This is a genomic window from Bradyrhizobium sp. USDA 10063, from assembly GCF_054063735.1.
Map to the genome: position 1 here is coordinate 1,537,392 of NZ_JBSSGP010000002.1, position 21,015 is coordinate 1,558,406.

Genomic DNA, 21,015 nt, shown 5'->3' on the forward strand with positions numbered 1-21,015 from the left:
ACATCTAGCCGAGACGCCAGCCGACGTCCGCCTTGATGCGCTCGAAGAATTCCGGCGTGTAGGCCTGTTCCGGCGTCTGGCGCACGCGCTCGTCCAGCAGATGAGCGTCGTCGCCTACCAGGATGCGCCAGCGATCGGCCTTGACGCCGTCGAGGATGATCCTGGCCGCGGCGGCCGCCGTGGTCGGCGCATCATCGTGGAACGTCCGCGCGCGATCGAGCGCGGCCTGCTGGATCTCCTCGTCCGCCATCGCGTCGACATCGATGCCTGCGCCCTTCATGCGCTGTCGTGCCTGCAGGATCTCCTGTTCCGTCAGCCGGTCGGACTCCGTGCCGATCTGCACCTTCCGCGAATTGGAGACGATCGAGGTGCCGATATGGCCGGGCATCACGACCGAGCACTTGATATGCGGCGCGTTCAGCCGGAGGTCGTTGATCAGCGCCTCGGTGAATCCTTTCACCGCGAATTTCGCCGCGCTGTAGGCAGTGTGCGACACGCCCATGCCGACGCTCGCCCAGAATCCGTTGACGCTGGAGGTATTGACGATATGCGCCTCGTCCGCCTTCACGAGCAGCGGCAGGAAAGTGCGGACGCCGAGATAGACGCCGCCCCAGCAGATGTTGAAGGTGCGCTCCCATTGCTCGCGCGTGTTGGTGAATAGGCTGCCACCGCCGCCGATGCCGGCATTGTTGAACAGGAGGTGGATCTTGTCGGTCGCCTGCTGCTCGATCACCTCGTCGCGAAAGCGCTTGAAATGATCCTCGATCGAGACGTCGGCAACATGGGTGGTGACGCGTAGTCCCTGCGGCAGCTTCTCCGTCTCGCACAGCCGCTTCGTCTCCGCCATCGCCTCGAGCGAGACGTCGCACATCGCGACGTTGCATCCCTCGGCCACGAGCTGCCGCGCCAGCTCCCGCCCCATGCCCGTGCCGCCGCCCGTGATCACGGCAATCTTTCCGGCAAATTCCTTCATTGGAGACGCTGCCCCCTTGTTCTTTTTGTTGGCTGATGCGCCCCATTCCACAAGGCGGGAAATCGACGCCCCGGCGTTTCCTGTGCCGGTGGCGGCGAGGCTAGCGAATGTCGAAGCCGTGATCCAGTGGCGGCGTGTCTGCGCTCCCTCTCCCGCTTGCGGGAGAGGTGGAAGCGAGTTTGCGTCTAGCCGCTGCGGCGCCTTGAGATCAGCCTCAGCCACGGCCTCAAATGGAACGCGGTCATCAGTACGTACATCGGGACCATTCCCGCGAACGGTGACGCAGTCGAGCAGAGCGTATCGGGCGCGCCGCCGACGCCAGTAAGTAGCGCCATGACCACGAAGGTCGGCGCGGCTGCAAGCGATAGCCAGTCGGCTGCGGACATCTTCGTCACAACCGTCGAACGAGCATCAACCTCGAGCTTCGGGCAGTGTATCGTCATCACCATGCTCACCTCTCGGTATCTTCGGTCGAGTGGCCGGGGCCGACGGTCAGCACCGTGACGACGGCCTCCGCCCACTCCACCGTGGCGGTGAGGAATGTTGGGGAAAGGATCGTCCAGTCGACCATGGCTTGGCCTCCTCTTGCCGTCTCGCTGCGTACTGGTCTGTAACGGTGAGGTAGACTAGGACCTGATGCCGAAGGGGTGAGAGTGACAAGTGTGACGGGATTCCGATGGACTCGCTGATCACGGCCGCCGCGCGTGCGCTCGCGATGGGCGATCCCCTCGGCGCATTGAACCGCGTCGCGCTGCGCGAGGACGCAGCGGCGCTGGCGCTTCGCGGCATCGCGATGGCGCAGCTTGGCGATTTCATCCGCGCCAAGGCACTGCTGCGCAGCGCCGCGCGCGCCTTCGGCCCGAAGGAGGCGATCGCGCGTGCCAGATGCGTCGTCGCGGAGGCCGAGATCGCGCTCGCCTCCCGCGACCTCGGCTTCCCAGCCAAGGCGCTCGACGCCGCGCGGGCGACCCTCGAAGCACACGGCGACTTCGTCAATGCCGCGCATGCGCGCTATCTCGAGATCCGGCGCCTGCTCCTGATCGGACGCCTCGACGAAGCCGAGCGCAGGCTTGCCGACCTCGATCCAGCGCCCTTCCCGCCGGCCTCGAGGGCCGCGCACGAATTGGTCGTTGCGGGCATCGCGATGCGCCGCCTGCGTACCAAGCCGGCCCGCGCGGCGCTGGCGCGGGCCGAGGCCGCGGCGCGGCAGGCCCGCATCCCTGCGCTGACGGCCGAGGTCGAAAGCGCAGCCCTTCTGCTCGGCACGCCCGCGGCGCGCCTCATTGCGCGCGGCGAGGAACGCCCGATCCTGCTCGATGAGGTCGAAGCGTTGCTGGCGTCGACGTCGCTGGTCGTGGATGCCTGCCGCTATGTCGTGCGAGAGACGGACACGACGGTCTCGCTCGCCACGCGTCCGGTCCTGTTCGCGCTCGCCCGCGCGCTGGCCGAAGCCTGGCCCAACGACGTAACCAGGGAGACGCTGGTCGCGCGGGCGTTCCGCGGCAAGCATGCCGATGAATCGCATCGCGCCCGGCTGCGGGTCGAGATCGGGCGGCTTCGCAGCATGCTGCGCACGCTCGCCGAGGTCAGCGCGACCAGACAAGGGTTTGCGCTGGTGCCGCACCACGCACGCGACATCGTCGTGCTGGCGCGCCCGGTCGAGGAGGCGCATGCGGAGGTGCTCGCCTTTCTCGCCGACGGGGAGTCGTGGTCGAGCTCGGCGCTGGCGCTGGCGCTCGGCGCCAGTCAGCGCACCGTGCAGCGGGCGCTCGACGAGCTTGCGGCAAAGGACAAGGTGCAGTCGTTTGGTCGCGGGCGTGCGCGCCGCTGGATGACCCCGCCTTTGCCGGGATTCGCGACGACCTTGTTACTCACCGCGCCGCTGCCGAATGGCTAGGGTGCCCTCACTTTCGAGCAACGAGGAGGAACCATGATCACGTCAGAAGCCGAAATCATCCGCGAATATGGCCCGTTCCCGGGCGTCGACCACGTTCATGGGCTGACATACGACGGCAAGCTGGTCTGGTTCGCGTCCGGCGACCGGATCAACGCCATGGACCCGGCGAGCGGGGACACCGTGCGCTCGATCGACGTGCCTGCGCATGCGGGAACGGCGTTCGACGGCGAGCACCTCTTCCAGATCGCCGAGGATCGCATCCAGAAGATCGATCCGAAGAGCGGCCGCGTGCTCGCCACGATCCCCTCGCCCGGCGGCGGCGCAGACTCGGGGCTGGCCTGGGCCGAAGGCACGCTCTGGGTCGGGCAGTACCGGGAGCGGAAGATCCACCAGATCGATCCGAAAACCGGTGCGATCCTCCGCACCATCCAGTCCAACCGCTTCGTCACCGGCGTCACCTGGATCGACGGCGAGCTCTGGCACGGCACCTGGGAAGGCGACGAAGGCGATCTGAGCCGAATTGATCCCAAGACCGGCGAGGTCCTGGAGCGCCTCGCGCTGCCGTCCGGCGTCAGCGTGTCGGGGCTGGAATCCGACGGACGCGATCAGTTCTTCTGCGGCGGCGGCACCAGCGGCAAGGTCCGGGCAGTCCGCAAGCCCAAGCGGGGCTCGCGGTAGACACGGCCGCCAACTCGCGGCTTGCTTGGGGTATTCCAGCCTGGATGCGGCGCAGAACACCTGCGCCGCATTTCGCGTTTTTGAACCTTGAACCGTCTGCGGCGACCTATTTCCGGGAGGCAATGGATGGAGGCCGTCATGACGTATTGGCGCGATACCATGGTCGATCAGCCCGAGACCGACAGCGGGACGTATGTCACCGGCTGGACCATCAGCGGGCTCGCCGTGCTCGGCACCATCGTCGCCGTTTGGGTGCTGGGTATTTAAGCCGGCCTCGTCACGACGTCTTGCTGAGGCGGCGACCGCCCTGCTTCCGTCGCCTGCGCAAGCTTCAGCCATTCCTCCGAAAGCCGATGCCACTGCTCTTTCTCAACAGCGCCCACCACGCTGGCGGCGTGCCGACGGCATTCTTCGGCTTGCTTGCGGAATCTGTTTGCGTCGTCTGCCATGACCGAAGCTGCACTGCTCCAACCGTTGCTGCCTAAACGCCGCGCGTTCCGGTTCACAGGTTGTCCGGCGTCTTCAGCTCATGCTGTATCTGCTCTTCCTTGAGCTGGCGTTCCGCTTCGTGCCAGAAGCGCTCTTGTTCACCTTCGGGACTTCCCGCCGCTTCCCACAACCGATAGGCGCGCGCCCGGATCGCCTGCTCGTCTATCATCATTTGCCCAGCTCCTTCCGGACCGTGGCAGCGCTGTTGCCAACCTTGTCGACAGCCTTCTGGAGCTGTTCTCTCGTTACCCCAAGTTCTCTGGTCCAGTACTTGACCTCGAAGGCCTCGTGCATGTTGATCTTCGAGCGGTCGCGTTGATCCCTCTTGGTCAGACTATCCATGGCAAGCCCTCTTCCTGCGGATAGAACGCCGGAGCGCGTTGCATGTTCCTGGTGGATCGCGATGGCCTTTCGCCAGCATCACCGGACGCCTTTCTCCCCGCTTGATCTGTGCCTCGATTGCATCCAGCAGGATGACTGCGGACGCGTCCGGTTGATCCAGCTCGCCAGCCTTTTCGAGATAGGTCCAGGCAGTAAAGAACGCGCTGTCGACGAGCGAACGTATCGACTCCATAGGCTGCAAAACCCAGCCTGCGCAGGCGCGTTCCACCACCACTCGCGGCTGATCGTCTCCGGCTTGACAGCCGCTGCCTGCGCGCCGAGGTTGCGACGCCGAGAGATAACGCGACCGGTGGAATGCTGGCGGTTTGATTGCGGCGATCTCCAGCCGGCCCGATCGCCGCACGCCGCCATGATCCGCGCGAGGAGACCGCATGGGCCTGAAATGGTGGTTTCGACCGGCACTGGGCCCGGCAGGCACCTCCTCGCCGGGCGCCGGTATCGCAAAAACTATTCGGAACTTCATTTAGGTTAAATAATTTAATATTTTAATGTGCTATTTAATTGGCATATTTAATGAGCGGCCAGAGTTAAGGAGAAGTCAAATGAAGATCGGCTTCGGCATTGCCGCCGCGATTTTGGCCCTCGCTCTGACGACGGTCACCCCGCCTGCGCAAGCCTGCAATGACAATGGGAATTGCGCGAACGCACCCGGCCATACCAGGGGAGTCCCCAGCCCGATCGCCGGCGCGGGCCTTCCGATCCTTGCCGTTGGCTACGGGGTCTACTGGCTGATCAAGCGGCGTCGTAAGTACGACTGACATCTTTCCCGTGGACACACCGAGAAGAACCACGGGGCCTTATCCGCCGGGTCCACCCGGCTTACCGCTCATTGGAAATCTGCTGGCGCTCGGCAAGGACCCGCTGGGCTTCTTTACTGAAATCGCGCACCGGTACGGCGACTTCGTCTCACTCAATCTGGCCGGGTGGCCGGTACTTTTTGTCAGCGATTTGCCTGCGATCGAGAAGGTCCTCGTCCAGGAACATCGGAACTACATCAAGCACAAGTTCTTCTGGCGCCACGTGACGGCGGTGTTCGGGAAAGGCCTGCTCACCAGCGAAGGCGAGCTTTGGCAGCGCGAGCGGCGCTTGGCTGCGCCCGCCTTCGCCGGCCAGCAACTTCGCGACTACGACGACGCGATGGTAACCCTTACTCGCCAGATGCTTGGCGGCTGGAAGGATGGCGAGGTCATCAATATCCATCCCGAGATGATGGGATTGACGCTGCGCATCGCAGCCAAGACGCTCTTCGATTCAAGGGTGGACCGAGACATTCACGAGATGGACCGTGCGATGAACGATCTCATCGTGGAGATCGCATCACGCTACAAGCGCCCGATCCTGATTCCGGACGCGATTCCATTGCCTGGCCACCTCAGATACCGGCGGGCGATCCGGACGATTGAAAGAGTTGTTTCGTCCATGATCGCTGAGCGGCGCGCGAGCGGTCTGGAACATCGAAATGATTTTCTGTCGCGGCTGATGGCGGCGCGCGATGAGGCGGGAAGGCCTGTGTCCGACTCGTTGCTTCGGGACGAGGCGATCACGCTGCTCCTTGCGGGGCACGAGACCACCGCTCTGGCACTGTCCTGGACATGGTTCCTGCTCGGCCAGCATTCGCCCGCCCAAGCGCGCATGGCCGCCGAGATCGCGGACGTGCTCGGTGATCGCCCCGTAACAGCCGACGATCTTCCACGCCTGAAGTTCACGGAAAGCGTGGTGATGGAGGCGATGCGGCTTTATCCGCCCGCCTGGGCAATCGGCCGGGAATCCGTGCAACCTTTCGAGCTTGGCGGCTACTCTTTCCCAACGGGGACAACCATCTTCATCATGCCATGGGTCCTCCATCGCGACCCGCGTTACTTCGAGGAGCCGGGGACTTTCCGTCCCGAGCGCTGGATGGGCGACCTTGAGCGCGAGTTACCCCGCTTCGCCTATATGCCGTTCGGCGGCGGCCCGCGCGTCTGCATTGGCCAGCGTTTCGCCATGATGGAAGCCGTTCTGGTGCTGACGACGATGGCCCAACGTTTCTCGATGGAATGGCTGCCAGATCGCAAGGTGACGCCATTTCCGTCGATCACGCTGCGCCCACAGGGCGGCGTGTGGATGAAGATCAAGGAGCGTCGGACGATGAATGGTCGGAGCGGCGGGGTTTGAACCCACGACCCCGAGTCTTGCGCCAAGCCTGAACCAAGGCCTGGTCGATGAAGACAAACCTTCATCGAGCATGCATTGAGGTTCGCTCCTCAAATGTCGCTCGATACATGCCTCTTGGATATTTTACATCACTTATGGAGGTAGCCCCATGTCGATCGTGCAATTTACCCGTTTCAAAACCGACAAGGCCGAGGAAATGCTCCAGATTGCCAGGCAGGCGAAAAAGATCTTTGAAAAACACGGTGCCGAATTTCTACGGCTGTCCCGTTTCCACACTGGCACGTGGGCAGGAGAATGGCTGGTTACGACGCGCTACTCCAGTTGGGAAGTTTACGGCAAAGTGCAGGAGGCCGTGGCAAAGGACCCGGAGTTCGTGCAACTGCAGGCTGACGGAATGAAGATCGCCGAACTACAGGGCCGCAACATCGCCGTTGGCATCGATCTCTAGAAGCGTTTTCGAGCGAAGTGGACACCGGTTCGCATGAAGAAAACGCGTCAAAACAAGAATCTGGAGCCTCGGTTCTGATTCCATCAGAACCGAAAGTCAGGCGCCGCCCAGCGAACCACGTTAAGCGCGGAGGCCGCTGGACATGTGCCGGCGGCCTTTTCAATTTCGATGGACGTAGTTGGGTTACTCTGCGCCCGGCTCCTTCGCTGCCACCTCTCCAGCGATCCGATAATCTCATCATCAACGCAATAGATCGTCGCCGCGAGATGCTTGTCCGTTAACTTCGCGCCGCGCAAATCGTCGCGGCGCTTATGGGAATAGGCCTCCGCCGCCCGCTCCACGGCGACGCACGTCCGCTGCACGCTCTTCGCAGATCTCCCTCCAGAGTTCGTACGTCTCTCTCACCATCTCGTCCAACTCGTCGTACGAGAACAGGACGACGCCACGGTCCGCAAAGATCGTCGGCTTCCGTGGCCCCTTAGCCGATAGATCGAACTGAACGACGGCTAGCAAAACGTCGGCGAAATCCTGATCGGCGGCTCTGATTCTTTCGTGCATGACCGAGAACACAAAACGACGGCCCTGTTCGGTCAGCCGCTTGACACGCCGAGGATCTAAAAACGGAATGACTGCTCGTTCTTCCAGCCGCAAAATTGTCGGCTGCCAGTAGACGACCTTGGTCCCAATTCCCAATTGGAACGGGTAGATGTCGTGATGCCGCCCGACTATGCCCTTATCATCCACGAAATTGAAAAGACCGCTTGCGACCCGTAGGTTTGCCTGCTCCTCGGCATCGCTGTGAGACTTCCGCTGAATCGTTTGAGCGATCTTCTCCCATGGAGTGCGTGGCATCGGCCCGACCAAGTCAGACTGCACGTTCAAAACATCGGATAGCGTGCCACGGACCGGACCATACGAGTACGGCGGGTGTCCCAATCTCATCTGTTCAAGGTCGCGCCTTTTCTCGTCTCGTGGTTTTGGGGCAATCCGAGCGAGATCGATTTCAGGCAAAGGGCGTATCTTCACGTGGCTCTCCGGCGGACGGCTGACTGCCAACAGAAACTTTGTGATGCTTAAACCGCTCCCGAATCACATCGTCGGGAATACGCATCCCAAATGCCAGAGACGTTCTACCTTTGTCCACCACGAAATGCCACGGCGCGCCCTTCGCGTGGGAGATATCCACGAGTCTTCCCGGAGTCATACGACCGTACGATTGCACGATTCGGCTTATATGACGAACTATCTCAGGTTCGCGCGGGGTGACAATAGGCTCTCGGGTGCCATCAACCACGTTTAGCTTGGCCGCCCTAAAGCGAATCGGCTCTGCGCCAGCACTCTTAAACGCTTGATAGGCGGCGGGATGCACCGGCCCATATTCCCAAGCCTCGAAATAGCCGGACACTAACGGGCGTCCCTGTTCAATCAGGAAGATCGCGTGTGCGAAGTACAATAGCTTCTGGAGCGCCAGATTGGTTAGGGGCTGACCAATCCGCTCGCTTTCCTCTAGCATCAGATTCGCGATGCAGCGCGGGTCGTAGACCTCAGGCATTGATGCCATTTCTCGTATGACTAAGTCTGGCGCAGGGGTGCCGGTGCGTCCGGCCTTAGTTTGCCTTTAGCCTCGAAAGCGCCAACTCGATCATCCCGTCATCGAACAGTTTTAGCTTGCGCTGAGAGGCTTCGCCCCCGCCGAGCCAACTCGCGAGCCCCTTCTTTACCCCGTCTAAGGTCGGCTCCACTTTGTCATGGTCAAGTAACCAATCAACTGTCGCCAACAACTCCATTCCCAGCGGGAATTCAAAGCCGTCGATCAGGCTGGTGGTCTCGTCCAGCGCTCCGCTGAACTCCTTCGCATCGGTGGTTTTCAAGTAGGTGGCGACAACGTCCTTTTTAGCGCTTTCGAACCAAATGGTATCGAGCACACTCGCATCGGCAACGCGCTTCTCGCAGTGGAGGTAACTTCCATCCAGGCTATTCAGCAAATGCCCCAGGGTCGGAGCATACGGACCGAATTTGTCGGCCTGAAACGTAAGCTTTAGCGGGCTCGCTTGACCACTGCTCATGATCTTTCGTTGAAGCAAATAGGCCAGCTTCTGAATTTCGAGCAGCGTACATTCGAAGCCGAGAACGGAATATCGTCGAACTAGCTCAGCAACGAGTGCGCGCGCCGAAGTCAACTTCTCAACGCCAGAGGGCTTACCCACGTTTTGATACCTCTCAGTCGGCTCGTAAACGATGACTTCGATACCTTCAATGTTACCAAGCGACGACTGGATAAGTGGCCGAACATTTTTCCAATCGAGTCCTCCGTTCCCGCTTCCGAGAGGCGGAAGAGCAATAGACTTGATCTTATGTTCGCGAATGACACGCACTAGGTCCTGAAGCCCTTCCTTGATCCATTCAATTTTAGAAGGATTCCGCCAATGCTGTTTGGTGGGAAAATTGATGATCCACTTCGGTCCATCAACCCAATCCTGCCGTTCCGTCACGAAGACCCGACCGACTTTGATCTCGTTCTTCTTGCACGCAGCGGCGTACGCGCGGAAGTTATCGGGGAAGGCCTCTTTGAACATCAAGGCAATCCCTTTTCCCATCACGCCGACTGTATTCACGGTGTTGACCAGGGCCTCAGTGTTTGCCTTGAGCAAGTTACCCTCGGTGAAGGTAATCATCAGAAGTACCATCCTCGCTTGGTGTTGACTTCTAGCTTCAGCTTGCGCTGAGATACTAAGTCGTTCGTCCACGTTCTTTGTTTTTCGTCACAACATGCCACGTACAGAAGAACGTCGATCGGCATGTGCTTATGTACCAAGGCTTCTGCCATATACCGGTTCGTCTTATCGGGATCGTCGTTGTCTCGGCTGAAATCACTGTTTTGCAGTATCTTCCAATCAATCCGCTCAAGATGATCTAGCTGGTTGGAGTACTTCGTCAGAGTGGCGCACGCGTGCCTGTCCGTGATCACGAACGGCACGCCTTTCTCTTTGAGACGCCCAAGGGAAGTGACAAGAATTACGATCTGATCGTTATCCCTCTGCGGTACATTGCGGCCCGTATGAATGTTGTAGGCCATCATCGACCGAGGCGTGAAGTAGAACGGCACATAGTCGCTTAGGGTGCCATTTGGATGCACAGGAACCGCCCATGACTTCCGTTTATCGATTAGCTCCACGAGCCCGATGTTCACGAAATTGGGGTCCTGCTTATCGGAACTGCGACAGTGGAGTCCGTTGTCCAATATCCAAGGCAGGTTGTTTTTGTGCGTGATGCGAAAAATGAACGCATTTTCCGCTGTAAGCTCTGGCAACGCCAAAACTCCCTCCCGAAAGGAGCGACGAGCCACAGGTGCAGTAGAGAGCTGACGCGTCAAGGCCCCCCAGTTCGCGCCAAACTCGACAGTAGAACACAATAAGAACAAGAGCATTTTGTCAACACAAAAGTGCTGTCCGCTGCGTACGGACAGGTATGTACGGACGGCTAATGACGAAGCCTACTGGCACGCCGACAAGAAACCCAAGAGAGCCACGCCTTTGTCATGCGTCCTTGGTGAAACCGGCAACAGCGTCGGATTTGCCAAATTCCTGATGTCGCTTTGAAAAAATGGTCGGAGCGAAAGGATTTGAACCTTCGACCCCTAGTCTCCCAGACTAGTGCGCTAACCGGGCTGCGCCACGCTCCGATGCCGTTCCATTAGCTGCGATCCGGGCTTCGCGCAAGGCGCGCGAGGCACACCGTCAAGAGGGAGTGGCGGCCATTGGTTCCGGCCGCCCCCTACCCCTCCTTCATCGCCGAATCCAGCATTTCCCGGCAGTTCATCAGGTCCTGGAGCGCCCGCTGCAGGCGTTCGCGGTCGGCGGCGGGGATGCCGCGGGCGGGTGCGGCTGCCGCGGCGGGGGGCTGGGCGGGCGGTGCTTGCCGGCCCTTGAAGGGGGCGAGGATGCCGTCCTCGTCGGGGTCGACGAAGCGGTAATCGATCTCGATGGCGTTGCCGTCGTCATATTCCTCGTCCTCGGCATCGTTATCGTGGCCGGCGGCCTCCTCTTCCTCGTCGGGTTCCCGAAGGCTCTGGCCGATCGCCTCCTCGACGGCGCCGAAGGAGATCGCCGCACTCTGGTCGGAGATCGCCTGGACCGACTTGACGCCGTGCTCCTTCAGGATCCGCTGCACGCCGCGGATCGTATAGCCCTCGCCATACAAGAGGCGGCGGATGCCCTTGAGCAGGTCGACGTCGTCAGGGCGATAGTAGCGGCGGCCGCCGCTACGCTTCATCGGCTTGATCTGCGCGAACCGCGTCTCCCAGAAGCGCAGCACATGCTGCGGGATGTCGAGCTCGTCGGCTACCTCGCTGATGGTACGGAATGCATCGGGCGCCTTCTCCAAATGCCCGCTCCCTCTCCTGGAGTATGATCCGCACTGGACCATGATCCGATTATACGGAATCGGATCCTGATCTCATCTCTTTGTTTGAGCATGATCTTTTCGGAAAGCCGGTTTCCACTTTTCCGGATCATGCTCTGATGCGCTCGCGACAAACGCCATGCGTTTGCGCGGAAATTTGCTCAACAACGATAGCGCGGGATGACGATTCGAAGAAACGCCATCGCGCCCAAGCAGGACTTATCCGCGAAGGAATTATTCGCTCTTGCCTTCGCCGTTGGTCGACCCGTGGTTGCCGTTGATCCGCTGCTTCAGGATCGCCGACGGCTTGAACACCATCACCCGCCGCGGCGAGATCGGCACTTCGGTGCCGGTCTTCGGGTTGCGTCCGATGCGCTGGCCCTTCTTGCGCACCATGAAGGAGCCGAAGGACGACAGCTTCACCGTTTCGCCCTTTTCCAGGCAATCGGTGATTTCCTTCAAGACGAGTTCGACGAACGCCGACGATTCAGTGCGCGACAATCCCACCTTTTGGTAGACCGCCTCGCACAAATCGACTCGTGTGACTGTTTTACCGGTTCCGGTCATCGCCTGCCCCGCACTCTCGGCGAACAAAATTTGTCCCCTGAAATTAGGAGGTTAGCAGGCGATGGTCAACAGTGGCGATAATGCAGCAGCCTGCCGAAAAACGTCAGGGATGTGTCTTTTTTGATTGCGCGCCTCACCAGCGAACGAGCGCCGAGCCCCAGGTGAAGCCGCCGCCCATCGCTTCGAACAGCACGAGATCGCCCTTCTTCACGCGTCCATCCTTCACCGCAACGGATAGCGCCAAGGGAATCGATGCCGCCGAGGTGTTGCCGTGGCGATCGACCGTCAGCACCACCTTCTGCGGCGCAATATGAAGCTTGTGCGCCGAAGCATCGATGATCCGCTTGTTGGCCTGATGCGGGATGAACCAGTCGATATCCTCGGCGCTGGTACCGGTGGCGTTGAAGGCGTCGACGATCACGTCGGTGATCATGCCGACCGCGTGCTTGAACACTTCGCGGCCTTCCATCCGCAGATGGCCGACCGTCTGAGTCGATCCCGGGCCGCCATCGACGAACAGCTTCGCCTTGTGGCGGCCATCGGAGCGCAGATGCGTGGTCAGCACGCCGCGGTCGGACGATTTGCCCGGCTGCTCCTGCGCCTCCAGCACCACCGCGCCGGCACCGTCGCCGAACAGCACGCAGGTGCCGCGGTCGTTCCAGTCGAGGATGCGCGAGAAGGTCTCGGCCCCGATCACCAGCGCCCGCTTGTAGGCGCCCGTGCGCAGGAAGTTGTCGGCGGTCGCCAGCGCGAAGACGAAGCCGGAGCACACAGCCTGCAGGTCGAAAGCCGCGCCATGGGTGATGCCGAGCCCGTTCTGCACCGCAACCGCGGTTGCCGGAAACGTATTGTCCGGCGTCGAGGTCGCGAGCACGATCAGGTCTATATCCTGCGGATCGAGGCCGGCATTCGCCAGCGCCGCACGCGCGGCGTTGATGCCGAGATGAGAGGTGAACTCCCCTTCGGCGGCGATATGCCGCTCCCTGATGCCGGTGCGCTGTACGATCCATTCGTCCGACGTATCGACCCGGGTGGCCAGTTCGGCATTGGTCAGGACCCGCTCCGGCAGGTAAGAGCCGCAGCCGAGCACGACCGATCGTATCGCAGTCACGAGACAGCCTCCTGCGCGGTCTGCGCTGAGGCCAGCGCGCTGCCGTCGCGGTTGAGCATCTGATTGATCTTGGTGAGGAGATCGTAGTGGGCCATCTCATAGCCAACATCGACGGCATAGGCAAAGCCTTCGGCGCTGATCCCGCCGTGACTTTTCACGACCAGGCCCTTCAGGCCCAGCAGCACCCCGCCGTTGGACTTGTTGGGGTCCATCTTGTTGCGTAGCGCCTGGAAGGCGCCGCGCGCAAAGAGGTAGCCGATCCGCGACAACAGGCTCTGCGACATGGCGTTGCGCAGGAATTCGGACATCTGCCGCGCGGTGCCTTCTGCCGCCTTCAGCGCGATGTTTCCGGAGAAGCCCTCGGTCACGATGACGTCGGCCAGGCCCTTGCCGATGCCGTCGCCCTCGACGAATCCGAGATAATTGAGCTGCGGCAGGTTCATCGCCCTGAGCAGTTCGGCCGCCTCGCGGATCTCCTCGTGTCCCTTCATCTCCTCGACGCCGATATTGAGCAATCCGACCGTCGGCCGCTCGATGTTGAACAGCACGCTCGCCATCGCGCTGCCCATCACCGCGAGCGCAACCAGATGGTGCGCATCGCCGCCGATGGACGCGCCGAGGTCGAGCACGACGGAATCCCCGCGCAGCGTCGGCCACACCGCCGCGATCGCCGGGCGGTCGATCCCCGGCAGCATGCGCAGGTTGAACCGCGCCATCGCCATCAGCGCGCCGGTGTTGCCGGCGGAAACCGCGACGTCAGCCTCGCCGTGCTTCACCGCGTCGATCGCAAGCCACATCGAGGAGGTCTTGCGGCCGCGCCGGAGCGCCTGGCTCGGCTTGTCGTCCATGCTGACGGCGACATCGGTATGGATAACGCGCGAGGCCGCCTTCAGTGCAGGATGCCTGGCCAATTCCGCTTCGATCAGCTTGCTGTCGCCGAAAAGCAAGAATTCGGTACCGGGATGCCTAGCGAGCGAAATCGCCGCGCCGGGGACGACGACGGATGCGCCGACATCGCCGCCCATGGCGTCAAGCGCGATTCGAACCTTTTGAGGCATGAACGTCCCGGAAACCTGCTCTCTGGCCGCCTTGAAGCAGACTGGCCACCCGTTTGAAAGCCACCGCCGTCAGCGATGTCCATCGCGCTCAGCGATGTCTATCGCGGTCAGCGATGTCCATCGCAGTCGCGATGCCCGGCCGGAGGCAACGGCGCCCGGCCGGGCGCGACAATAACCTGTCCCCGTTCTGACACAACCTCTTCACCATGCTTTGCCAGCCGGCCGGGGGTTGGTGGGAACGGGGAGGCAGATACGCAAGATACATCAAGCGATTCAATATCTTATCTTATATCTACGAGATTGCAACGGATCGGCTTCACACGATGGTTCGGGCTCACAATCCACTTTAGCCGGCGCCTATTTCCCCTTGGATTTCCCTTTGGGCTGGCTTCCACCGGGCGCTTTCGGCGCAGGCTGCAGCGCTTTCAGCGCGGCAAACGGGTGATCCTCGGGGTCGGCGGCCTCGACCACCGGCTCGAACACGGCATCCGCCTTGCGCGGATAAGGATCGATCCCCAGGAACAGCGCGTCGGTCGCGAGCCGGCCGAGATCGATCATGCCGTTCTCGATCGGCTCCGGCGGGTCGGGAATCTCGGCGTCGCTGCGCTCGGCCTCCTCCGCCAGCGCGGCCATCTGCGGGATCTGCTCCGGCGGGGCGAAGATCAGGTCGATCTCCTCGTCGATGTCGTTCTCGATCTCCTCGAGCGTCACCACGCAGGTCTGCCCGACCCGGGCGCGCACCGAGCCGGCGACATGGAAGCGACCGCCGCTCTTCGGCGTGACGTCGAACGAGGCCTGCGCAGAAAGAATCTCGCGCAGGCCCGCGATATCGGCCAGGGCCTGGCGCTGGCGCGGATCGGCGACGATGTCGCGGTGCATGCCGGTGTCCGGCACCTGCGCCACCGCGACCAGCGCGCGCCAAGGATCACGCGAAGGATGCGGCCTGTCTGTCTCGGTCGTCCTGTTCATTGAGCCGCGCCCACCTGCTCCGGCACTGGAAACTTCCACGATCCGCCCGACAGCGCCGGCGCGTCGAGTTCGTCAAGCACGGCCGCCACGCGCTCGGCATAGGTCGCGAGCAGCCGTGCGTTCTCGATCTTGTCCCCGTTGAAGATATTCTTGCAGAATGCGTTTGCCAGCGCCTCGTGACCATCAGTGAGCGCAAGGTCGTAGGCCACGGAGCGGCCGTAGAAGGCTTCGCCGAACGCCTTCATCCGCTTCGGCACCGTGAGGTCGCCGACCCCCATTTCGCGCAGATTGTCGTCCATATCCTCGCAAAAGCGGTCGAACAGCGCCTGCGACAGGCCCGATTCGCCTTCCACCGCCCGGAGGCGCCGCAGCACCAGCCACAAATGCATCAACAGCAGGTCGAATCGGCCGTTAACCGTGTCCGCGACTGCGAACTCACGGTAAAACACCGGTTCTCGCGCCTGCGTCACGATCATGCCATAGATGGTCTCGATGGTGCCGCGCGGGGGTAGCCGGGGTTTCTTGAAGTGATTGAACGGCCAAAGCATTGTGGGTTCCGCCCGCGGGCCCAAAGCGCCCGCCTCTGTTGCAATCCTCAGCCGTGCCCGGTACGTCAACGCCTCGCGCGACGCAAGGGGACGGATCAGTTCCGCCAATGACCGAAGCCAACAAGACCAGCCCACGCGTGTCGTTCTCACGCGGCGTGCTAGCGCGCTGCCGCGGCGCGGCGGCCATCGGCCTCGTCTGCGTGCTGCTTGCCGCCTGCACCGGCGAACAATTCCAGAAGGGCTACATCCTGCCGCAGGGCGCGCTGGAGCAGATCCCGATCGGCGCGAGCCAGGACCAGGTGCTGATCGTGATGGGCACTCCCTCCACCGTCGCGACGCTGGACGGCGAGGTGTTCTATTACATCTCCCAGCGCACCGAGCGCCCGGTCGCCTTCATGAACCAGCGGGTGGTCGACCAGCGCGTGATCGCTGTTTATTTCGACAAGAACCGCACCGTCCGCCGCATCGCCAATTACGGCCTGCAGGACGGCAAGATCTTTGACTTCGTCAGCCGCACCACGCCGACCTCGGGCCAGGAGCTCAGCTACCTGACGCCGCTGTTCAAGCTGCTGAGCTTCAACTAGCCAAAGCGTTTTCGAGCGAAGTGGATACCGGTTCGCATAGCAATCAAGTTTACGCAGATTGCGTAGACTTATCTGCGCAGAAAACGCGTCAAAACAAGAATCCAAGGCTGCGCCAAGTCGTCGCTTAAGTCGTCGCTTGCAGGATCGCCCTGCGGTCCCCTACGCTCCCTGAAAACAAGGTCAAATCAGGGAGTGAATACGTGAGCCGAACCTTGCTTTCCCGCCGCCGCCTGCTGACGGGCACCGCGGCCGTCTCCGCCGCCGCCATCGTGCCGCGCGCGAGCCTCGGGGCCGGCGACTGGCGGCCGACCGAGACCGTCCGCCTGATCGTGCCGGCCGCCGCCGGCGGCTCCACCGACGTGATGGGCCGCCTGCTCGCGGCGCATCTGCAGACCGCCTGGGGACAGTCGGCGATCGTGGAGAACCGCTCCGGCGCCGGCGGCACCATCGGCACCGCCGAAGTCGTCCGCAACAAGGGCGACGGCCACACCATCCTGGTCGGCAATCCCGGTCCCAACGCGATCGCCTATTCGATCTTCAAGAACCTCAGCTACAAGCAGGATCAGCTACAGCCGGTCTCCAATATGATCCGGATCCCGAACATCGTCTCGGCGCATCCGTCGACCGGCATCAAGTCGATCCCCGAACTGATCGCCTATCTGAAGGCCAATCCGGACAAGCTCACCTATGGCTCCTCAGGGACCGGCCAGAGCCCGCATCTGACCGGCGCCTGGTTCCTGCAGCTCACGGGGCTGAAGATGACGCATGTGCCGTTCCGCGGCGCCGGCCCCGCGCTGCAGGCGGGACTTGCGGGCGACATCCAGGTCCTGTTCGACAACCTCTATCCGTCGCTGCCGCAGGTGCTGGACGGCAAGCTCAACGGGCTTTGCGTCACCACGACCGAGCGCAGCGACTCCGCGCCAAAACTGCCGACCATGCGCGAGAGCGCGCCGGAGCTTTCGAAATTCGAAGTCTCGTCCTGGTTCGGCGTGTTCCTGCCCAAGGCCACGCCCGCGCCGATCGTGGACGAACTCAACCGCCAGATAAAGGCGATGCTGGAGCGCGACGACGTCAAGAAGAACATCGCCGGCATGGGCGCCCGCTCCGACTACGGCACGCCGCAGCAGTTCACCGATTTCGTCGACGCCGAGACCAAGAAATTCGCCGCCATCATCGAGAAGGAAGGCCTGCAGATGGAGGTGAAGTAACTTCCGCCGCCGTCATTGCGAGGAGCGTTAGCGACGAAGCAATCCATCTCCCCGCTCGTTGCGACATGGATTGCTTCGCTCCGCTCGCAATGACGCGGTGAGAGCGGTTGACGCTCTCGAAACAGAAACCCCGCGGCCAACGCCGCGGGGTTTTCGCTCCGCTCGCGCCGCTCAGTGCGCCAGGATCGCCAAGAGCAGCAGCGCCACGATGTTGGTGATCTTGATCATCGGGTTCACTGCCGGTCCCGCCGTGTCCTTGTAGGGATCGCCGACGGTGTCGCCGGTCACGGCGGACTTATGGGCATCGGAGCCCTTGCCGCCATAATGGCCGTCCTCGATGTACTTCTTGGCGTTGTCCCAGGCGCCGCCGCCCGAGGTCATGGAGATCGCCACGAACAGCCCGGTGACGATGACGCCGAGCAGCATCGCGCCGACCGCGGAGAATGCCGCCGACTTGCCGGCCGCACCGCCGCCCGCGATCGCGTAGATCAGGAAGTAGACCACGATCGGCGACAGCACCGGCAGCAGCGATGGGATGATCATCTCCTTGATCGCCGCCTTGGTCAGCAGGTCGACCGCCTTGCCGTAGTCCGGCTTGTCGGTGCCCTGCATGATGCCGGGCTTCTCGCGGAACTGGCGCCGCACCTCTTCCACGATCGCGCCGGCAGCGCGGCCGACAGCGGTCATGCCCATCGCACCGAACAGATACGGCAACAGGCCGCCGAACAGCAGGCCGACCACCACATAGGGATTGTTGAGGGAGAAGTCCGGATTGACGCCGTTGAAATAAGCGTGGTTCGCGGAGTCACTGGTGAAGAATTTGAGGTCCTGGTTATAGGCCGCAAACAGCACCAGCGCGCCGAGACCGGCGGAGCCGATTGCATAGCCCTTGGTCACCGCCTTGGTGGTGTTGCCGACCGCGTCCAGCGCGTCGGTCGACTTGCGCACCTCTTTCGGCAGCCCGGCCATCTCGGCGATGCCGCCGGCATTGTCGGTGACCGGGCCGAAGGCATCGAGCGCGACGATCATGCCGGCCAGCGCCAGCATGGTCGCGGTCGCGATCGCAATACCGAACAGGCCGGCAAGGCTGTAGGTGATGAGGATGCCGGCGATGATGACCATCGCGGGCAGCGCGGTCGCCTCCATCGAGATCGCCAGCCCCTGGATCACGTTGGTACCGTGGCCGGTCACCGAGGCGGAGGCGATCGACTTCACCGGGCGATAGTCGGTGCCGGTGTAGTATTCGGTGATCCAGATGATCAGCGCGGTGACGATGAGACCGACCACGCCGCATTCGAACAGCGCCAGGCCGGAATAGTCCACGCCCGGCAGCTTGTCGAAGCCGATCAGGGTGTAGATCACGCCGGCGATGCCGATCAGCGACAGGACGCCGGTCGCGATCAGGCCCTTGTAGAGCGCGCCCATGATCGACTGGCTGGCACCGAGCTTGACGAAGAAGGTGCCGATGATCGAGGTGATGATGCAGATGCCGCCGATCGCGAGCGGCAGCGTCATCATGTTCACCAGGATCGGCGACTTCGCGAAGAAGATTGCCGCGAGCACCATGGTGGCGACCGCGGTCACCGCATAGGTCTCGAACAGGTCGGCGGCCATGCCGGCACAGTCGCCGACATTGTCGCCGACGTTATCGGCGATGGTCGCCGGGTTGCGCGGATCGTCCTCGGGGATGCCGGCCTCGACCTTGCCGACGAGGTCGCCGCCGACGTCGGCGCCCTTGGTGAAGATGCCGCCGCCGAGACGGGCGAAGATCGAGATCAGCGAGGCGCCGAAGCCGAGCGCCACCATGGCGTCGATCACGGTGCGGCTATCCGCCGCGAACCCCGCAACCTTGGTCAGGTAGGCGAAGTAGATGGTGACGCCGAGCAGCGCCAGGCCCGCGACCAGGAGCCCGGTGATCGCGCCGGCCTTGAAGGCCAGCTCCAAACCGCCAGCGAGCGACTTCGTCGCCGCCTGCGCGGTGCGGACGTTGGCGCGGACCGAGACGTTCATACCGATGAAGCCGGCCGCGCCCGACAGGATCGCGCCGATCGCAAAGCCGATCGCGACCAGGAGCCCAAGGAAGTAGGCCAGCAGGATGAAGATCACCACGCCGACGATGCCGATCGTCGTGTATTGGCGCCGCAGATACGCCTGCGCGCCTTCGCGCACCGCCGCGGCAATCTCCTGCATACGCGGGCTGCCCGCGTCTGCGTTCAGAACGGAAGAAGTAGCCCAGACCGCGTAGACAACGGAAAGTATCCCGCAGAGCACGATCAACCATAATGCTGTCATTGGAATTCTGCCTCAGATCCTTGATGTATCCCCACGCCCTGGTTTTTTCCGCGGGATGCGGCAGGCGCTTATTAAGCGGTCCACCCTGCCCAAAAGGGTAGCCACAATCGGTCGCGACCTTGCCAAAATCGCTTTCGCAGCGCAACGCCGCGCGACGCCAAAACGGACGATTCCGGACAGCTATTTAGTCTGAGGGGTGGCTTTCTCGGCCTATTCTAGAAATGGCTGTAGGACAGGCGCTTGAGGGCCAGTTCCCGGCCCTGCGAGTCGAGGAAGCTCGGAGGTGCGGAGCCTGCGATGATACCGCCGATCGCGGTCACGGCCACGCCTGCGCGCTTGGCCTCTTGCACGAAGGCCGCCATGCGATCCCCGGGGATCGCGCAGAGGATCTCGTAGTCATCGCCGCCCGAGATCAGGGCCTCGATGCCGACGACCTTGCGCGCCAGCAGTGCCGCCGCCGGCGTCGAAAGTGGAATGCTCTGGACGTCGATCACGGCCGAGACGGCGGAAGCCGCACAGAGCTTTGCGAGATCGCCGGCGAGCCCGTCGGATACGTCCATCGCGGCGCTGGCGTAGTCGCGCACCGCCTTGGCGAGCGCATTGCGCGGCTGCGGCACGCGATAGCGGCCGGTCAGCATCTCGCGCCCGGCCTCGTCGCTCGCAAGCGCTGAAGCGGCCGGCCCGGCCTTCAGCAGGTTCAACCCGAGCGCGGCATCGCCGATCGTGCCCGTGACCACGACGCGGTCCCCTGCCCGCGCGCCGCTGCGGTGGATCATCTTACTGTGCGGCACGCGCCCGAACGCGGTGACCGAGATCATCACCGGCCCGGGCGTGGAGACCGTATCGCCGCCGAGCAGCGGACAGCCGAATTGTGCTGCGTCTTCGCCAAGCGCGTGCGCGAACGGTTTGAGCCAGGCATCGTCAGCGGCACGCAGCGCCAGCGTCAGCACGAAACCGGCAGGCGTAGCCCCCTTGGCCGCCAGATCGGAGAGATTGACCCGCAGCGCCTTGCGCGCCACCGTTGCGGGCGGGTCGCCTGCCAGAAAATGCACGCCCTCGACGATCGCATCTGTTGTGACGACGATATCGTCACCCCCTGCCCGCAACGCCGCCGCATCGTCATCGAGATTGAACGCGCCCGGATCCTTCGCGAGCGGCTTGAAGTAGCGCGCGATCAGCGAGTCCTCGCCGGATGGGTTGCTCGGTCCGCTTGCCATGCCGCCCGACGTCTCCTCA

General features: G+C 62.6%; 25 protein-coding genes and 1 tRNA gene. 8 read left to right on the forward strand and 18 right to left on the reverse strand.

Going from position 1 to position 21,015, the window contains the following annotated elements:
* Positions 1-4: 4 nt before the first annotated feature.
* Positions 5-973 carry an SDR family NAD(P)-dependent oxidoreductase gene (locus tag ACVJGD_RS09410; protein WP_456634095.1) on the reverse strand — a complete coding sequence of 323 codons (969 nt, stop codon included), beginning with the start codon at positions 971-973 and terminating at the stop codon, positions 5-7.
* A 185-nt stretch (positions 974-1,158) separates the two neighbouring features.
* On the reverse strand, positions 1,159-1,422 hold the full coding sequence (locus ACVJGD_RS09415) for a hypothetical protein (RefSeq protein WP_456634096.1): 264 nt from the start codon (positions 1,420-1,422) through the stop codon (positions 1,159-1,161).
* A 227-nt stretch (positions 1,423-1,649) separates the two neighbouring features.
* Between ACVJGD_RS09415 and ACVJGD_RS09420 the strand changes: the two genes are divergently transcribed.
* From ACVJGD_RS09420 to ACVJGD_RS09430, 3 genes are all read left to right on the forward strand, one after another.
* On the forward strand, positions 1,650-2,870 hold the full coding sequence (locus ACVJGD_RS09420) for a helix-turn-helix domain-containing protein (RefSeq protein ID WP_456634097.1): 1,221 nt from the start codon (positions 1,650-1,652) through the stop codon (positions 2,868-2,870).
* A 33-nt stretch (positions 2,871-2,903) separates the two neighbouring features.
* Complete coding sequence (locus ACVJGD_RS09425; protein WP_456634098.1) at positions 2,904-3,548, forward strand: Vgb family protein; 645 nt, start codon at positions 2,904-2,906, stop codon at positions 3,546-3,548.
* 138 nt (positions 3,549-3,686) lie between these two features.
* Entirely contained in the window at positions 3,687-3,815 is a 129-nt protein-coding gene (locus tag ACVJGD_RS09430; RefSeq protein ID WP_456634099.1) for a hypothetical protein, read from the forward strand.
* A 235-nt stretch (positions 3,816-4,050) separates the two neighbouring features.
* Here ACVJGD_RS09430 and ACVJGD_RS09435 read toward each other — a convergent pair whose 3' ends face one another.
* Genes ACVJGD_RS09435 through ACVJGD_RS09445 form a run of 3 tightly spaced genes read right to left on the reverse strand, consistent with a single transcriptional unit; the run spans position 4,051 to position 4,653 of the window.
* Positions 4,051-4,209 carry a DUF2934 domain-containing protein gene (locus ACVJGD_RS09435; RefSeq protein WP_456634100.1) on the reverse strand — a complete coding sequence of 53 codons (159 nt, stop codon included), beginning with the start codon at positions 4,207-4,209 and terminating at the stop codon, positions 4,051-4,053.
* Positions 4,206-4,379: a DUF3606 domain-containing protein gene (locus ACVJGD_RS09440; protein WP_456634101.1), complete on the reverse strand. Its 174-nt coding sequence runs from the start codon at positions 4,377-4,379 to the stop codon at positions 4,206-4,208. Before ACVJGD_RS09440 ends, ACVJGD_RS09435 begins: the two co-directional genes overlap by 4 nt.
* Positions 4,372-4,653, reverse strand: coding sequence for a hypothetical protein (locus ACVJGD_RS09445; protein WP_456634102.1), 282 nt, complete (start codon positions 4,651-4,653; stop codon positions 4,372-4,374). Before ACVJGD_RS09445 ends, ACVJGD_RS09440 begins: the two co-directional genes overlap by 8 nt.
* Positions 4,654-4,981: 328 nt before the next feature.
* Here ACVJGD_RS09445 and ACVJGD_RS09450 point away from each other — a divergent pair, with 328 nt between their 5' ends.
* From ACVJGD_RS09450 to ACVJGD_RS09460, 3 genes are all read left to right on the forward strand, one after another.
* Positions 4,982-5,197: a hypothetical protein gene (locus ACVJGD_RS09450; protein ID WP_456634103.1), complete on the forward strand. Its 216-nt coding sequence runs from the start codon at positions 4,982-4,984 to the stop codon at positions 5,195-5,197.
* Positions 5,198-5,207: 10 nt separating this feature from the next.
* Positions 5,208-6,593: a cytochrome P450 gene (locus ACVJGD_RS09455; RefSeq protein WP_456634104.1), complete on the forward strand. Its 1,386-nt coding sequence runs from the start codon at positions 5,208-5,210 to the stop codon at positions 6,591-6,593.
* A gap of 148 nt (positions 6,594-6,741) precedes the next feature.
* Positions 6,742-7,041: a hypothetical protein gene (locus ACVJGD_RS09460; RefSeq protein ID WP_456634105.1), complete on the forward strand. Its 300-nt coding sequence runs from the start codon at positions 6,742-6,744 to the stop codon at positions 7,039-7,041.
* A 309-nt stretch (positions 7,042-7,350) separates the two neighbouring features.
* Here the strand turns inward: ACVJGD_RS09460 and socB are convergent, their stop codons facing one another.
* From socB to ACVJGD_RS09515, 11 genes are all read right to left on the reverse strand, one after another.
* On the reverse strand, positions 7,351-8,067 hold the full coding sequence (gene socB, locus ACVJGD_RS09465) for a type VI toxin-antitoxin system SocB family DNA replication inhibitor toxin (protein WP_456634106.1): 717 nt from the start codon (positions 8,065-8,067) through the stop codon (positions 7,351-7,353).
* Complete coding sequence (socA, locus tag ACVJGD_RS09470) at positions 8,045-8,593, reverse strand: type VI toxin-antitoxin system SocA family antitoxin (protein ID WP_456634107.1); 549 nt, start codon at positions 8,591-8,593, stop codon at positions 8,045-8,047. Before socA ends, socB begins: the two co-directional genes overlap by 23 nt.
* 55 nt (positions 8,594-8,648) lie before the next feature.
* Positions 8,649-9,716 carry a type II toxin-antitoxin system antitoxin DNA ADP-ribosyl glycohydrolase DarG gene (gene darG / locus ACVJGD_RS09475; RefSeq protein WP_456634108.1) on the reverse strand — a complete coding sequence of 356 codons (1,068 nt, stop codon included), beginning with the start codon at positions 9,714-9,716 and terminating at the stop codon, positions 8,649-8,651.
* Entirely contained in the window at positions 9,716-10,357 is a 642-nt protein-coding gene (gene darT, locus ACVJGD_RS09480) for a type II toxin-antitoxin system toxin DNA ADP-ribosyl transferase DarT (protein ID WP_456634109.1), read from the reverse strand. Before darT ends, darG begins: the two co-directional genes overlap by 1 nt.
* A 288-nt stretch (positions 10,358-10,645) precedes the next feature.
* A tRNA-Pro gene (locus ACVJGD_RS09485) sits at positions 10,646-10,723 on the reverse strand.
* A 92-nt stretch (positions 10,724-10,815) separates the two neighbouring features.
* Complete coding sequence (locus tag ACVJGD_RS09490; protein ID WP_456634110.1) at positions 10,816-11,424, reverse strand: MerR family transcriptional regulator; 609 nt, start codon at positions 11,422-11,424, stop codon at positions 10,816-10,818.
* 252 nt (positions 11,425-11,676) lie between these two features.
* Positions 11,677-12,009: an integration host factor subunit alpha gene (locus tag ACVJGD_RS09495; RefSeq protein WP_456634111.1), complete on the reverse strand. Its 333-nt coding sequence runs from the start codon at positions 12,007-12,009 to the stop codon at positions 11,677-11,679.
* Between the two features lie 133 nt (positions 12,010-12,142).
* Positions 12,143-13,120, reverse strand: a complete 978-nt coding sequence (locus tag ACVJGD_RS09500) for a beta-ketoacyl-ACP synthase III (protein WP_456634112.1) — start codon at positions 13,118-13,120, stop codon at positions 12,143-12,145.
* Positions 13,117-14,178 carry a phosphate acyltransferase PlsX gene (gene plsX, locus ACVJGD_RS09505; protein WP_456634113.1) on the reverse strand — a complete coding sequence of 354 codons (1,062 nt, stop codon included), beginning with the start codon at positions 14,176-14,178 and terminating at the stop codon, positions 13,117-13,119. Before plsX ends, ACVJGD_RS09500 begins: the two co-directional genes overlap by 4 nt.
* A gap of 357 nt (positions 14,179-14,535) precedes the next feature.
* On the reverse strand, positions 14,536-15,147 hold the full coding sequence (locus ACVJGD_RS09510) for a YceD family protein (RefSeq protein ID WP_456634114.1): 612 nt from the start codon (positions 15,145-15,147) through the stop codon (positions 14,536-14,538).
* Positions 15,144-15,695, reverse strand: coding sequence for a ubiquinol-cytochrome C chaperone family protein (locus ACVJGD_RS09515; RefSeq protein WP_456634115.1), 552 nt, complete (start codon positions 15,693-15,695; stop codon positions 15,144-15,146). The genes ACVJGD_RS09510 and ACVJGD_RS09515 overlap by 4 nt, the downstream gene beginning before the upstream one ends.
* 107 nt (positions 15,696-15,802) lie before the next feature.
* Between ACVJGD_RS09515 and ACVJGD_RS09520 the strand changes: the two genes are divergently transcribed.
* Both ACVJGD_RS09520 and ACVJGD_RS09525 read left to right on the forward strand, forming a co-directional pair.
* Positions 15,803-16,279, forward strand: coding sequence for an outer membrane protein assembly factor BamE (locus ACVJGD_RS09520; protein WP_456634116.1), 477 nt, complete (start codon positions 15,803-15,805; stop codon positions 16,277-16,279).
* 200 nt (positions 16,280-16,479) lie between these two features.
* Entirely contained in the window at positions 16,480-17,487 is a 1,008-nt protein-coding gene (locus ACVJGD_RS09525; RefSeq protein WP_456634117.1) for a Bug family tripartite tricarboxylate transporter substrate binding protein, read from the forward strand.
* A 171-nt stretch (positions 17,488-17,658) separates the two neighbouring features.
* On the opposite strand, the gene ACVJGD_RS09530 is transcribed toward ACVJGD_RS09525, so the two are convergent.
* Both ACVJGD_RS09530 and thiL read right to left on the reverse strand, forming a co-directional pair.
* Positions 17,659-19,779 (reverse strand): sodium-translocating pyrophosphatase, encoded by a 2,121-nt coding sequence (locus tag ACVJGD_RS09530; RefSeq protein ID WP_456634118.1) that lies wholly within the window; start codon positions 19,777-19,779, stop codon positions 17,659-17,661.
* Between the two features lie 215 nt (positions 19,780-19,994).
* Positions 19,995-20,996, reverse strand: coding sequence for a thiamine-phosphate kinase (gene thiL / locus ACVJGD_RS09535; RefSeq protein WP_456634119.1), 1,002 nt, complete (start codon positions 20,994-20,996; stop codon positions 19,995-19,997).
* Between the last annotated feature and the right edge of the window lie 19 nt (positions 20,997-21,015).

Coding starts and splice junctions, on each gene's coding strand:
- ACVJGD_RS09410 (WP_456634095.1), bottom strand. CDS start 973: ATGAAGGAATTTGCCGGAAAGATTGCCGTGATCACGGGCGGCGGCACG.
- ACVJGD_RS09415 (WP_456634096.1), bottom strand. CDS start 1,422: ATGGTGATGACGATACACTGCCCGAAGCTCGAGGTTGATGCTCGTTCG.
- ACVJGD_RS09420 (WP_456634097.1), top strand. CDS start 1,650: ATGGACTCGCTGATCACGGCCGCCGCGCGTGCGCTCGCGATGGGCGAT.
- ACVJGD_RS09425 (WP_456634098.1), top strand. CDS start 2,904: ATGATCACGTCAGAAGCCGAAATCATCCGCGAATATGGCCCGTTCCCG.
- ACVJGD_RS09430 (WP_456634099.1), top strand. CDS start 3,687: ATGACGTATTGGCGCGATACCATGGTCGATCAGCCCGAGACCGACAGC.
- ACVJGD_RS09435 (WP_456634100.1), bottom strand. CDS start 4,209: ATGATGATAGACGAGCAGGCGATCCGGGCGCGCGCCTATCGGTTGTGG.
- ACVJGD_RS09440 (WP_456634101.1), bottom strand. CDS start 4,379: ATGGATAGTCTGACCAAGAGGGATCAACGCGACCGCTCGAAGATCAAC.
- ACVJGD_RS09450 (WP_456634103.1), top strand. CDS start 4,982: ATGAAGATCGGCTTCGGCATTGCCGCCGCGATTTTGGCCCTCGCTCTG.
- ACVJGD_RS09460 (WP_456634105.1), top strand. CDS start 6,742: ATGTCGATCGTGCAATTTACCCGTTTCAAAACCGACAAGGCCGAGGAA.
- socA (WP_456634107.1), bottom strand. CDS start 8,593: ATGCCTGAGGTCTACGACCCGCGCTGCATCGCGAATCTGATGCTAGAG.
- darG (WP_456634108.1), bottom strand. CDS start 9,716: ATGATTACCTTCACCGAGGGTAACTTGCTCAAGGCAAACACTGAGGCC.
- ACVJGD_RS09495 (WP_456634111.1), bottom strand. CDS start 12,009: ATGACCGGAACCGGTAAAACAGTCACACGAGTCGATTTGTGCGAGGCG.
- plsX (WP_456634113.1), bottom strand. CDS start 14,178: ATGCCTCAAAAGGTTCGAATCGCGCTTGACGCCATGGGCGGCGATGTC.
- ACVJGD_RS09510 (WP_456634114.1), bottom strand. CDS start 15,147: ATGAACAGGACGACCGAGACAGACAGGCCGCATCCTTCGCGTGATCCT.
- ACVJGD_RS09515 (WP_456634115.1), bottom strand. CDS start 15,695: ATGCTTTGGCCGTTCAATCACTTCAAGAAACCCCGGCTACCCCCGCGC.
- ACVJGD_RS09520 (WP_456634116.1), top strand. CDS start 15,803: ATGACCGAAGCCAACAAGACCAGCCCACGCGTGTCGTTCTCACGCGGC.
- ACVJGD_RS09530 (WP_456634118.1), bottom strand. CDS start 19,779: ATGACAGCATTATGGTTGATCGTGCTCTGCGGGATACTTTCCGTTGTC.
- thiL (WP_456634119.1), bottom strand. CDS start 20,996: ATGGCAAGCGGACCGAGCAACCCATCCGGCGAGGACTCGCTGATCGCG.